The sequence below is a fragment of the Pseudomonas sp. GW822-FHT02G04 genome (assembly GCF_058802085.1).
In genome coordinates this window covers 1-12152 of record NZ_JBXANU010000038.1, presented here as the reverse complement: position 1 = coordinate 12152, position 12152 = coordinate 1, and the positions used below count along the sequence as shown (strand labels likewise).

General features: G+C 62.0%; 10 protein-coding genes. 3 read left to right on the top strand and 7 right to left on the bottom strand.

The window, feature by feature from the left end:
- Positions 1-71 precede the first annotated feature (71 nt).
- Positions 72-1139 (bottom strand): HAD family hydrolase, encoded by a 1068-nt coding sequence (locus tag AC1RO5_RS28980; RefSeq protein ID WP_413695868.1) that lies wholly within the window; start codon positions 1137-1139, stop codon positions 72-74.
- Positions 1140-1376: 237 nt separating this feature from the next.
- Here AC1RO5_RS28980 and AC1RO5_RS28975 point away from each other — a divergent pair, with 237 nt between their 5' ends.
- Positions 1377-2768 carry an L-cystine transporter gene (locus tag AC1RO5_RS28975; RefSeq protein ID WP_493179117.1) on the top strand — a complete coding sequence of 464 codons (1392 nt, stop codon included), beginning with the start codon at positions 1377-1379 and terminating at the stop codon, positions 2766-2768.
- A gap of 110 nt (positions 2769-2878) precedes the next feature.
- Here the strand turns inward: AC1RO5_RS28975 and AC1RO5_RS28970 are convergent, their stop codons facing one another.
- Entirely contained in the window at positions 2879-3391 is a 513-nt protein-coding gene (locus AC1RO5_RS28970; protein WP_493179115.1) for a dihydrofolate reductase, read from the bottom strand.
- Positions 3392-3476: 85 nt separating this feature from the next.
- Between AC1RO5_RS28970 and AC1RO5_RS28965 the strand changes: the two genes are divergently transcribed.
- The gene (locus AC1RO5_RS28965) at positions 3477-4856 is read left to right on the top strand and encodes a DUF2868 domain-containing protein (RefSeq protein WP_493179113.1); all 1380 of its coding nucleotides are present in this window, start codon (positions 3477-3479) and stop codon (positions 4854-4856) included.
- The gene (locus tag AC1RO5_RS28960) at positions 4849-6225 is read left to right on the top strand and encodes a GTPase/DUF3482 domain-containing protein (protein ID WP_493179112.1); all 1377 of its coding nucleotides are present in this window, start codon (positions 4849-4851) and stop codon (positions 6223-6225) included. Before AC1RO5_RS28965 ends, AC1RO5_RS28960 begins: the two co-directional genes overlap by 8 nt.
- 55 nt (positions 6226-6280) lie before the next feature.
- Here the strand turns inward: AC1RO5_RS28960 and AC1RO5_RS28955 are convergent, their stop codons facing one another.
- The 5 genes from AC1RO5_RS28955 to AC1RO5_RS28935 all read right to left on the bottom strand — a co-directional run bounded on the left by AC1RO5_RS28955 (position 6281) and on the right by AC1RO5_RS28935 (position 11964).
- On the bottom strand, positions 6281-6838 hold the full coding sequence (locus tag AC1RO5_RS28955) for a phosphonate degradation HD-domain oxygenase (protein ID WP_493179111.1): 558 nt from the start codon (positions 6836-6838) through the stop codon (positions 6281-6283).
- The gene (locus tag AC1RO5_RS28950) at positions 6838-7971 is read right to left on the bottom strand and encodes a TIGR03364 family FAD-dependent oxidoreductase (RefSeq protein ID WP_493179109.1); all 1134 of its coding nucleotides are present in this window, start codon (positions 7969-7971) and stop codon (positions 6838-6840) included. The genes AC1RO5_RS28955 and AC1RO5_RS28950 overlap by 1 nt, the downstream gene beginning before the upstream one ends.
- 125 nt (positions 7972-8096) lie before the next feature.
- Positions 8097-9122: a putative 2-aminoethylphosphonate ABC transporter substrate-binding protein gene (locus AC1RO5_RS28945; RefSeq protein WP_493179107.1), complete on the bottom strand. Its 1026-nt coding sequence runs from the start codon at positions 9120-9122 to the stop codon at positions 8097-8099.
- Between the two features lie 41 nt (positions 9123-9163).
- Positions 9164-10888 (bottom strand): putative 2-aminoethylphosphonate ABC transporter permease subunit, encoded by a 1725-nt coding sequence (locus tag AC1RO5_RS28940; RefSeq protein ID WP_493179105.1) that lies wholly within the window; start codon positions 10886-10888, stop codon positions 9164-9166.
- Entirely contained in the window at positions 10888-11964 is a 1077-nt protein-coding gene (locus tag AC1RO5_RS28935; protein ID WP_493179104.1) for a putative 2-aminoethylphosphonate ABC transporter ATP-binding protein, read from the bottom strand. The genes AC1RO5_RS28940 and AC1RO5_RS28935 overlap by 1 nt, the downstream gene beginning before the upstream one ends.
- Positions 11965-12152 lie beyond the last annotated feature (188 nt).

Here is a 12152-nt window from a genome sequence, read left to right as displayed (position 1 = left end):
TCTGCGTCCAGTGACGCGGAGCGTCACGGGCTGCATTCCCACGCAGAGCGTGGGAACGATCATCACAGCGTTTACTGAATCTCTTCAGGCTTGACGATCACCCAGTTCTTATCCGCCGTCACCGCCAACCCTTCCTTGGCCTGAGCCGCTGCGTGCTTGGCCATCATGCCGTTAATCTGGGTCATGTACTTGTCTTTGCGGTTGACCCACAAGTGGATGCCGCCCTTGGCCACGTCGACGCTGTGGAACAGCATGTAACCATCACTGCTCGGGGTATCGCCGCCCACCAGAACCGGTTTCTTCCATTCATCGATGTAGGTCAGGATGGCCGCCTGCTTGCCGGCCATCCAGGTGGCCGGGGTCCACAGGTACGGAGTCAGTTCCAGGCCCAGGTTAGCCTTCTCGTCATACTTACCAGCAGTAATCTGCTTACGCGCAGTGGTCAGCTCGCCTGTCTTGCGGTCCTTGAGCAGCGTGGTCACGCCGATCACGTTCTGCGGTTTGACGTTGTAGCCATACTTCGGATCGGCAGCGACCATGCGCACCAGCTCTTCGGAGGCAGCGGTCATCACGTAGACCTCGATGCCGTTCTCCATCAGCTTGTTGTAGAGCTCTTTCTGACCGGTGAAGATTTTCGGCGGGTTGACGTCGATGGTCTTGACCACGTCGCCATCGTAATAAGTGCTCGGCACCGGTTTGCCAGACGCCATCAGCTCATCGACGTTGGCCTTGAGCTCCTGAAGCGTAAAGCCGGAAAACACTTGGGCGACCCATGGATAGCAAACCATGTCGTCGACTTCGCAGAGGCGATAGTAGTAGCTGAACAGGCTTTCCTTGTGGTCGGCGGTGTCCTTGAACGGCATCAGTTTCAGGGAGGGGTCGAGGCTCTCGCGAGTGATCAGGCCCTTGTTTTCCATGAACGGCAGCAACGACTCTTCGAGGTCGTAGCGGTAGCTGGTGTTGTCCATGTCGAACACCGCAAAGTTACCCTTGTTAGCATTGGCCGCGATCATCGCGTCCAGCGCCTTGGCCTGATCCGCCGGCCAGTGCTGCAAATCGGTGGCGAAAACCTGCCCGGCAAGGCCCAGGCCCAAACCCAATCCCAGTGCAGCAGCAAGAAATTTCGGTGCAAGCTTCATCGGCGTTTCTCCCTGATTGAAAGAGATCGACGCTAACAAATAAGTGTGACAGTCCTCGCCTGCCCGCGACCGCTTACATCCTGATTCCGTCAGCGGCATTCCCCATAACGCCACCGGCTTATTCCAAAAACGACAGTCAACCGCTGTTTTTGATATTAATTCATTACATATCAAGCTGTTAGGCTTACCGGTTCGCAGCTGCCCCGGAATGCGGCTGACACAGTTATTGGAGCCTCTATGAATCTGCCGCTGATCCTCAATCTGCTGGTGTTCCTCGCCTTGCTCATTGGCCTGGCGCAAACCCGTCACACCACCTGGAGCCTGGCGAAAAAGGTGCTGCTGGCGCTGGTGCTGGGCGTGGTATTCGGTGTCTCCCTGCACACCATTTATGGTGCGGGCAACCCGGTGCTGAAAGCCTCGATCGGCTGGTTCGATCTGGTGGGCAACGGTTATGTGCAGTTGCTGCAAATGATCGTGATCCCGCTGGTGTTCGCTTCGATCCTCAGTGCCGTGGCCCGTCTGCACAACGCTTCGTCGCTGGGCAAAATCAGCTTCCTGACCATCGGCACACTGCTGTTCACCACCGCCATCGCGGCGTTGATCGGCATCGGCCTGACCAACCTGTTCGGTCTCACGGCTGAAGGCCTGGTCGCTGGCACTCAGGAAATGGCTCGCCTGCAAACCATCCAGACCGACTACGCGGGCAAGGTCGCCGACCTGAATGTGCCGCAACTGTTGTTGTCGTTCATCCCGCAGAACCCGTTCGCCGACCTCGCTCGCGCCAAACCGACGTCGATCATCAGCGTGGTGATCTTCGCCGCATTCCTTGGGGTCGCGGCGCTGCAATTGCTCAAGGATGATGTCGAGAAAGGTCAGAAAGTGATCAACGCCATCGACACCCTGCAAGCCTGGGTGATGCGTCTGGTGCGCCTGGTGATGAAGCTGACCCCGTACGGCGTGTTGGCGCTGATGACCAAAGTGGTCGCCGGCTCCAACCTGCAAGACATCATCAAGCTCGGCAGTTTCGTGGCGGTGTCCTACATCGGCCTGGGCCTGATGTTTGTGATCCATGGCGTTCTGGTGTCGGCCGCCGGGATCAACCCGTTGCGCTTCTTCCGCAAAATCTGGCCGGTGCTGACGTTCGCCTTCACCAGCCGCTCCAGCGCCGCCACCATTCCGCTGAGCATCGAAGCCCAGACCAGCCGTTTGGGTATTCCACAATCCATCGCCAGTTTCGCCGCCTCGTTTGGCGCGACCATTGGCCAGAACGGCTGTGCCGGTCTGTACCCGGCGATGCTGGCGGTGATGGTGGCGCCAACCGTGGGCATCAATCCACTGGACCCGCTGTGGATTGCGACGTTGGTGGCGATTGTGACGCTGAGTTCGGCCGGTGTGGCCGGGGTCGGTGGGGGCGCGACCTTCGCTGCGCTGATCGTGCTGCCGGCCATGGGCTTGCCGGTGTCACTGGTGGCGTTGCTGATTTCGGTTGAACCGCTGATCGACATGGGTCGTACGGCGCTGAACGTCAGTGGCTCGATCACTGCTGGGGCGATCACCAGCCAGATCATGCAGCAGACGGATAAAGCGCTGCTGGATGCGGATGAGCATTCGGAGTTGGCTCACGCTTAACCCGCACTGATCATTCCCACGCTCCCGCGTGGGAATGCCTCAAGGGACGCTCCGCGTCCAGTGACGCGGAGCGTCACGGGCTGCATTCCCACGCAGAGCGTGGGAACGATCTATGTGCGCTCCCAAACCTCGAAGCTGTACGCCGGTTTGTCGCCTTCTGCCGGATTCGGAACATTCGACACCAGTTTCCACTGGTTCAAATCAAACTCCGGAAACCACGCGTCCCCTTCCGGGCTCAGCGCCACGCGCGTCAGATACAACCGATCCGCCTGCTCCAGACCTTGCGCATACAACTGCGCGCCACCAATCAGCATCAACTCATCGGCACCCTGCTCCCGCGCCCATTCCTCGGCGCGAATCACGGCCGCCTCCAACGACGGATATACCTCCGCGCCTTCCAGCTGCAGATCCGCCTGGCGACTGACCACGATGTTCAACCGGCCCGGCAGCGGACGGCCGAGGGAATCCCAGGTCTTGCGCCCCATGATGATCGGCTTGCCGAGGGTGGTGGCCTTGAAGTATTTGAAGTCCCCCGGCAAGTGCCAGGGCATGCTGTTGTCGACGCCGATCACACGGTTTTCACCGAGGGCTGCGATCAGGCTGAGGGGGAGTGATTTAGTCATGCCGGCGAGGATACCAGAGCCTCCCTTACCCCGATAAGCGTCACAGCGGTTATGCTCATCGCTCAATTAAGCGACGGGATGCCGCGTGACTGAACTGACGCCCCTGCAAAACCTCTGGCTGAGCGAAACCATACGCCTGCGTGAAGAACACGCCGGGCCCCTGGATGATCTGGAAGCCAACCGAGTCGCCCGTAGCGCCGGCGGTGACCTGCCGACGCGTATTCAATGCCGCGCCCGGTGGCTGGCCGAGCGCGACGGGCAGACCCGCGCCCTCAAACACTGGCTGCAAGGCGCGCGACTGGCGCTGATCGTACTCGCCGTGCTGGCCGTGATCAGCGGTTCCGGCCTGGCGTTGGCCGCGCTGGGTGACGGCCAAGCCCCGGTCAATGTGTTCTGGGCCTTGGGCAGCCTGCTGGGGCTGAACCTGATTCTGCTATTGAGCTGGGCCCTGGGCCTGGTGTTCGCCGGCGAACAGGGCGCCGCCCTCGGACGCTTGTGGCTATGGCTCAGTGAAAAACTCGCCCGCGATGCCAACGCCGCGCAACTGGCGCCGGCCCTGCTGCTGTTGCTGCAACGGCAGAAACTCAATCGTTGGGCGCTGGGTGTGCTGGTCAACGGCTTGTGGTTGTTGGCGATGCTCAGTGCCTTGGTGATGGTGTTGACGCTGATGGCGACCCGGCGCTACGGCTTCGTCTGGGAGACCACCATCCTCGGCGCCGACACCTTCGTCGCCATGACCCAGGCTCTCGGCGCCTTGCCGGCCTTGCTCGGCTTCAGTGTGCCCAGCGTGGAAATGATCCGCGCCAGCGGCGATGCTGCGCTGAACATCGAAAGCGCCCGCCAGGCCTGGGCGGCGTGGCTGGTGGGCGTGCTGCTGGTGTACGGTGTGTTACCGCGTTTGCTGCTCGCATTGTTCTGCCTGTGGCGCTGGAAAACCGGCCAAGCAACCTTGCGTCTGGACTTGAACCTGCCCGGCTACGCACAACTGCGCGAACGGTTGATGCCCACCAGCGAACGCCTGGGCATCAACGATGCCGCGCCTGAGCAACTTCATCGGGTTGAAAACGCGGCCAGCGATCTGCAAAGCGATGGCGCACTGTTGGTGGCCATCGAGCTGGACGATCAACGCCCCTGGCCACCGCAGCTGCCGAAAAGCGTCAACGACGCCGGCATCCTCGACAGCCGCGAGTCCCGGCACAAACTGCTCGAACAGCTGAGTCGCTTTCCCCCGGCCCGCCTGGCCATCGCTTGCGATCCACGGCGTTCGCCGGACCGTGGCAGCCTGGCGCTGATTGCCGAACTGGCTCGCAGCGCCACCGCCACCCGCGTGTGGTTGCTGCAAGCACCGCCCGGCGAAGCGCTGGATGCCGAACGCCTGGGCGACTGGCATGTTGCGCTACGACAACTGGACTTGCCATTCGCCGATTGCGCACCGTTGAACTGGCTGGAGACGGGTCATGACTGATGCCTGGAAACAGCCGTTGAAACTCGCCGTGGTCGGCCACACCAACGTCGGCAAAACTTCATTGCTGCGAACACTGACGCGCGATGTCGGCTTCGGCGAAGTTTCCCATCGCCCCAGCACCACGCGCCACGTCGAAGGCGCGCGATTGTCGGTGGACGGCGAGCCGTTGCTCGATCTGTTCGACACGCCGGGCCTGGAAGATGCCATCGCCCTGCTCGACTACCTCGAGCGCCTGGAGCGGCCCGGCGAACGCCTCGACGGCCCGGCACGGCTGGCTCGCTTCCTTGAGGGCAGCGAAGCCCGGCAGCGCTTCGAACAGGAAGCCAAGGTGTTGCGGCAATTGCTCGCCTCGGATGCCGGCCTCTACGTGATCGACGCCCGGGAGCCGGTGCTGGCCAAGTACCGCGACGAACTGGAAGTGCTGGCCAGTTGCGGCAAACCGCTGCTGCCAGTGCTGAATTTTGTCAGCAGCGCCCAGCATCGCGAACCGGATTGGCGTGAAGCCCTGGCGCGATTGGGCTTGCATGCCTTGGTGCGGTTCGACAGCGTCGCGCCGCCGGAAGATGGCGAACGCCGACTCTATGAAAGCCTCGCTCTGCTGCTGGAAAACTCCCGCGGACAACTGGAGCGCCTGATCGCCGATCAGCAAGCCCAACGCCTGGCCCGTCAGCGGAGTGCAGCGCAGCTGATTGCCGATTTATTGATCGATTGCGCCGCCTGCCGCCGCAGTGTGGTCAGCGAGGCGGAGCAGGAACAGCAAGCGATCAGCGAACTGCGCAAAGCGGTGCGTCAACGTGAACAACGCTGCGTTGAGGCCTTGCTCAAGCTCTACGCCTTCCGCCCACAGGATGCGGCGGCCAGTGACTTGCCGCTGCTCGATGGCCGCTGGGGCGATGACTTGTTCAACCCGGAAACCCTGAAACAGCTCGGTGTACGGGTCGGCGGCGGCATCGCGGCCGGCGCGGCGGCCGGGGCCGGAATCGATCTGCTGGTGGGCGGCCTGACCCTCGGCGCGGCGGCACTGGCCGGAGCGATTGCCGGCGGCGCCCTGCAAACCGCCCGCAGTTACGGCAGCCGCCTGCTGGGCAAGATCAAAGGCCAGCGAGAACTGACCGTCGACGACAGCGTGCTGCGGCTGTTGGCCTTGCGCCAGCGGCAATTGCTGCAAGCCCTGAACCAGCGTGGGCATGCGGCAATGGACAGCATTCAGGTCGCCACACCGCAGGACAAAACCTGGCGCGAAGGCAAACTGCCGGAAGCGCTGAACAAGGCCCGGGCGCATCCGCAGTGGTCGTCGCTCAATCCTCATTCGAAGCTGAATCAGGCAGAGCGACAGGAGCAGGTTGAGGTGTTGGCGCAGCAGTTGTAGACCTTGGGTAATTGAGGCGTTTGAGCGGGCCCCATCGCGCCTCGGCCCCACACTTCTACGCAGCCAACAGGCGCAACGCCTTTTCCTTCAACACATCCAGATCAATCACCGGCATCCACATCTGCTTGGCCAACTCATCCCACTGACGCATCCGCAGACTGACCTCGCACAACGGATCGCGCTCAAAGGCCTCAGCCTCGGCGACGCTCATCACCCCGCCCTGATACTCCAGCGTCCGCCGACTGGCTTCGCTCAAACACTCGTAGTACCCGGGCTCTTTGAGCGTCAGATAACGCTTGGCCTGCACGTGATATTCCACCAGCCGCGCCATGCGTTCGCTGAAGCCGGCCCGACGCAAATAATCAGCGCCCAAACACTCATGGCTGACCACCCCGAAGCCACCCATGCTCTCGCCCCCCTCAGCACAGAGATGGCCGATGTCGTGAAAAAACGCCGCCAGCACCACTTCATCATCGAAGCCCTCGGCCATCGCCAGCTCGGCTGCTTGCGACATGTGCTCGATCTGCGACACCGGTTCGCCGATGTAATCGTTGTCGCCAAACCGTTCGTACAGACCGAACACCTCGGCAATCACTTGCTGATGGCGGTCCATCAACCGTCTCCCAATAAGGTCGCGACATTACGCTCAGCCAGCGCCGGCCCGACGCTCATGCCGACACCGGTGTGCATCAGCGCCACGCTCACACCCGGCATCGGCCGCAGAAAGGAGAACGGGCCGGGGCCGCGCGAACCGTAAACACCCTGCCAGCGCTCGATCACTTGCACCTTGCAGCCCAACGTCTGCTCGGCCAGTTCGAGCATCCAGTCGTCCACCTGCTCGGCATTGAACGGTGATGGATCGCTGCCGTAATGGTGGGAGTCACCGATGATTAACTCACCGTATGGTGTCGGGCTGATCAGCAGGTGAATGCCGTTTTCATGCAGGTGAGGCGCCTCGCGCAGAATCTGCGCCTGTACCGCGGCCGCTTCCGGCAGATCGGCGAAGGCGCCGTAATGCACGCAACTCAGACCGGTGAGCAACGCGTGTTGCAGGTTGAGGTTGATCTGCGGCCGGGCGCGGAGCATTTGCAGGCGGCAGACTTGCGGGTTGAGTTCGGCAATCGGTTCGGCCAGCAAGGTTTGATAATCGTGGCCGGAGCAAACGATGATCTGCTCGGCGTTGAAGGTGCCGGCGGTGCTGTGCACGCGGCCCGGCTCGATGTCGCGCACTAGGGCGGAGAAGTGAAACTCGACGCCCAACTCGCGGCGCAGGTAGTCGATCAATGCCGCAATTGCCTCGCGGGAATACAGTTGTTGGTCGTCCATGCCGTGCAACGCGGCGCGGTGATGGCTGAACTGACCGCCGTATAAATCCCGCAATGGGTTGCCGCGCAACAGCTCGACACGGTAACCGTGCTCCACGGCACGACCGGCGCAAAAGGCTTCCAGCAGATGCTCTTCCGCTTCGGTACGCGCGAACAAGTACGAGCCGTTGCGCTTGAGGTGCAGATCTGCGAGTTCTGCCCATTGGCCCCAGATTTCTCGACTGGCTTTGGCCAGTTCCAGCATCGGTCCCGGTGGTTGGCCAGTGACCAATGCCTGGCCGAAGTTGCGCACCGAAGCGCCCAATGGTGTGGCGCTGCGTTCGAAGACGTTGACCTTGAGGCCGCGCCTGGCGGCGGCATAGGCGTGGGACAGGCCGAGAATGCCGGCGCCTACGATCAGCATGTCGCTGTGTTGTGTCATGGAGTTCCCCAATGATCGTTCCCACGCTCAGCGTGGGAATGAATCCCGTGACGCTCTGCGTCACAGGGGACGCGGAGCGTCCTTTGCTGCATTCCCACGCAGAGCGTGGGAACGATCGGTGATGCTTACTTGGCAGCCACTTTCTCGGACTTGCCGTCATAGCGCTTGCGCCATTCGGCGAGGATCTCGTCGCGATTCTTCGAGGCCCAGGCAAAGTCGTTTTTGATCAAGCGCTGCTCATAGTCCGCCGGCAATTCGGTCTGCGGCTTGGCGATACCCGGTTGCGCGAGCACCGCGAAGTTCTCTTTATAAAGCTCCATCGCCGCCGGGCTTGCGGAGAAGTCGGCCAGTTTCTTCGCCGCGTCTTCATTCGGTGTGCCTTTGATCACGGCGGTCGCTTCGATCTCCCAGCCCAGACCTTCTTTCGGTAGGATGATGTCGAGCGGCGCGCCTTGGCGCTTCAACTGAACAGCCGGGTATTCGAAGGAAATGCCGATCGGGAATTCACCGGCAGCGGCGAGTTTGCACGGCTTGGAACCGGAGTGAACGTACTGGCCGATGTTCTGGTGCAGGTCGTCCATGTACTGCCAGCCCTGCTTCTCGCCGAAGGTTTGCAGCCAAGCGCTGACGTCGAGGAAACCGGTGCCGGACGAGGCCGGGTTGGGCATGACGATCTTGCCTTTGTACTCAGGCTTGGTCAGGTCCTGCCAGCTCACGGGCTTGCTCAAACCCTGCTTTTCGGCTTCGACAGTGTTGAAGCAAATGGTCGCCGCCCACACGTCCATGCCGACCCAGGCCGGTGGGTTGGCAGCATCACGGTAGTTGCCGCCGATATTGCCCAGGTCCTTCGGCGCGTAGCTTTGCAGCATGCCTTGCTGATCGAGGATCGCCAGGCTCGATGCCGCCAGGCCCCACACCGCATCGGCTTGCGGGCGGGCTTTTTCGGCCAGCAGCTTGGCGGTGATGATGCCGGTGGAGTCGCGCACCCATTTGATCTCGACGTCCGGGTTGGCTTTTTCGAAGGCCTCTTTGTAGGTCTTCAGTTGTTCGGCTTCGAGGGCGGTGTACACCGTCAACTCGGTTTTCGCAGCGAAGGCGTTCAGGCTGAAAGCGGTGAGGACAGCAGCGGCCAGGGCCAAGGGCTTGAACATGATCTTTTCCTGTTTTGAGTTGAGGTTAAGGCGTGAGCACATCAAAGACCGGGCGCGGTCTGCCGCCAGGCCTGGGAGCGGCGCAATAAACCGCGCGAGGCCCAGGCCAGCAGCAGGGACACGCCCGCCGAGGTGAACAGAATCAGGGTCGACATCGCCGCCGCGCCGCCGACGTTGCCGGCGTCATCCATGTTCAGCACCGCCACCGCCGCGAGAATGGTGTCGGGGCTGTAGAGGAAGATCGCCGCCGAGACGGTGGTCATGGCCGAGACGAACAAATAGCGCACGATGTCCAGCAGCGCCGGCAGGCAGATCGGCACGGTGACCCGCAGGTAATGCCGGTACAGCGGCGCCTTGAGCGACAACGCGGCGGCTTCGAACTCGGCGTCGAGCTGGCGCAGCGCGGTGGTGGCGGTCATTTGCGCGGTGGTCAAATAGTGAGCAATGGTGCAGACCACCAGCAGGCTCATGCTCCCGTAGAACACATGCAACGGGTTGCCGCTGAGGTTGAAGAAGAAGACGTAACCCAGCCCCAGCACCAGACCCGGCACCGCCATCGGTACGAAACTGAGCATGCGCAATGTCAGATTCAGCCCGCGCTGGCCCCGGGTTTTCTCCATCAGATACGCGCCGGTGAAGATCAGCACGCTGCCGATCAACGCCGTGCACAGCGCCATCTTCACGCTGTTGCCATAGGCCAGCCAGCCACCGCCCGCGGTGTCGTTGAACTGGTAATGGTTGAGTGACAGCGACAGGTTGTACGGCCAGAACTTCACCAGCGACGAGTACACCGCCATGCCGAACACCAGCAGCAACACCGCGCAGATCAGCAGCACGATGGCCAGATAACAACCGTCGCGCAGCTTCGACGGCGCCGGCTGAAACACTTGCGCCCGACCACTCATGGAATCGCCATGACGCCGACGCAGCCAGGCATCGACACCGAAACTGAACAGCGCCGGCAGCAGCAGGACCATGCCGATCAGTGCGCCGCGACCGAATTGCTGCTGACCGACCACCGCTTTGTAGGCTTCCAGCGCCAGCACTTGATAGTCGCCACCGACCACCACGGGCACACCGAAGTCGGTGATGGTCAGGGTGAACACCAGACAGAACGCGGCGAACACCGCCTGACGCGTCGCCGGCCAAGTGATGCTGCGAAAGGCTTTCGCCGGGCTGGCGCCCATGCTGGAGGCGGCATCGAACAGTCGCGCATCCGCCAGGGACAACGCCGACAGCAAAATCATCAAGGCGTGTGGGAAGGTGTAGATGACCTCGCCGAGCACAATGCCCCAGAAGCCGTAGATGTTGTCTGAGAGCAGACCGCGCAACAGGCCCTGATTACCGAACAGATAAACCAGCGCAATCCCCGGCAACATCGACGGCGCCATCAACGGCAGCAGCGACATGCCGCGCCAGATACCTTTGCCGGGAATCAACGTGCGCTGCAGGGCGTAGGCAAACAGGTAGGCCAGCGGTACGACAATCGCCGCCACGCTGAGGGAAACTTTCAGGCTGTTACCGAGCAACCAATGGAAATTCGCACTGGTCAGCAATTCACGGGCGGCCACCAGACCGCCGCCCTGCCCGGCCTGCGAACTGAACCCGCGCCAGAAGATCGCCAGCAACGGCATCAACACCGCCACGCCGAGCAATACCAGCAACAGCACCTTGCCACCGACCACGAACAACCGGTCGCCGATCTCGGCGCGGGAAGTCTGCCGAACCTGCTTGTGCGGTATCGGCAGCGCGACGTTCGCGCTCATCAGGCAAACACCTGCAGGCTGCGTGGCGGCAAGGCGACCATGATCTGCTGCGCGCCGAGACGCGGCATGGCTTCCGGCGCCAGTTCCGCCAGTAGCGCATGGCCCGGCAGCTGATCGAGTTCGAAGCTCATGCGGCAGCGGTTGCCGAGAAAAGTGATCTCGCGAACCTTGGCCGGAAACAGGTTTTCTTCGTGCACCAGCGGGTTGACGTTGATCGCTTCGGGGCGGCAAAACAAACGGCCCGACGCGGTTTTCGCACTGCCTTCCGCCAGGCGCATGTGCATCCCGCCGACCTGGGCATGACTGTCGCTGCTACGGCGGAACGGCAGCCAGTTGCCCTGACCGACGAACTCCGCCACAAACGGTGTGGCCGGGCGGTCGTAGATGTCCTGCGGCGTGGCGTATTGCTCGACCTTGCCGTTGTTCATTACGGCAATGCGGTCGGCCATCAGCATGGCCTCGTCCTGATTGTGGGTGACCATCAGGGTGGTGATGCCGAGGTTGCGCTGTAGTTGGCGCAACTCGGTGCACAGATGCTCGCGAACCCGGGCGTCGAGCGCCGACATCGGTTCGTCCAGCAGCAACAAGGAAGGGGCTGGCGCCAAAGCCCGAGCCAGGGCCACCCGTTGCTGCTGACCGCCAGACAACTGGCCGGGGTACTTTTTCTCACTGCCAATCAGGCCGACCAGCTCCAGCATCTGACCGACGCGCTGGCGTACTTCATCGCGACCGCTGCTAGAGAGGCCGTAGGCGATGTTCGCTTCGACGGTGAGATTGGGGAACAGCGCGTAGGACTGGAAGAGAATGCCGTAGTCCCGGGCCTGAGGTGCCAGGTGGGAAACGTCGCGATCGCCGAGGTACAACTCACCGCTGTCTTGTTTCTCAAGACCCGCGATGCAGCGCAGCAAGGTGGTTTTGCCACAGCCCGACGGCCCCAAGAGGCACACCAGCTCACCCGCTGCCACGTCGAGGGAAACGTTATCCAGCGCGGTGAACGCGCCGAAGCGTTTCTGCACGCCGCGCACTTTCATCGGCGCACCGGGGTTGGTCAGGGCAGTTGCGATCGAGTGGTTCATGGACAGGCCTCATCAAGCAGATGAGGGCCATCCTAGGTTTGCAATGCGTCTGTCATGTGGCAACGAGGCAAAAACGGCCGATAGTGGTATTCAAGGATTTGGGTTCAGCCCTGATCGTTCCCACGCTCTGCGTCACTAGTGTCCGGTAAAAACTAAAGGGGGAGCTTGCTCCCCCTTGCTGTGCCTGC

What these genes read in the sequence shown, in the direction of transcription:
- AC1RO5_RS28955 (WP_493179111.1), bottom strand. Translation starts at nt 6,838, where the DNA reads ATGGACCGCCATCAGCAAGTGATTGCCGAGGTGTTCGGTCTGTACGAA.
- AC1RO5_RS28970 (WP_493179115.1), bottom strand. Translation starts at nt 3,391, where the DNA reads ATGACTAAATCACTCCCCCTCAGCCTGATCGCAGCCCTCGGTGAAAAC.
- AC1RO5_RS28975 (WP_493179117.1), top strand. Translation starts at nt 1,377, where the DNA reads ATGAATCTGCCGCTGATCCTCAATCTGCTGGTGTTCCTCGCCTTGCTC.
- AC1RO5_RS28950 (WP_493179109.1), bottom strand. Translation starts at nt 7,971, where the DNA reads ATGACACAACACAGCGACATGCTGATCGTAGGCGCCGGCATTCTCGGC.
- AC1RO5_RS28945 (WP_493179107.1), bottom strand. Translation starts at nt 9,122, where the DNA reads ATGTTCAAGCCCTTGGCCCTGGCCGCTGCTGTCCTCACCGCTTTCAGC.
- AC1RO5_RS28935 (WP_493179104.1), bottom strand. Translation starts at nt 11,964, where the DNA reads ATGAACCACTCGATCGCAACTGCCCTGACCAACCCCGGTGCGCCGATG.
- AC1RO5_RS28960 (WP_493179112.1), top strand. Translation starts at nt 4,849, where the DNA reads ATGACTGATGCCTGGAAACAGCCGTTGAAACTCGCCGTGGTCGGCCAC.
- AC1RO5_RS28940 (WP_493179105.1), bottom strand. Translation starts at nt 10,888, where the DNA reads ATGAGCGCGAACGTCGCGCTGCCGATACCGCACAAGCAGGTTCGGCAG.
- AC1RO5_RS28980 (WP_413695868.1), bottom strand. Translation starts at nt 1,139, where the DNA reads ATGAAGCTTGCACCGAAATTTCTTGCTGCTGCACTGGGATTGGGTTTG.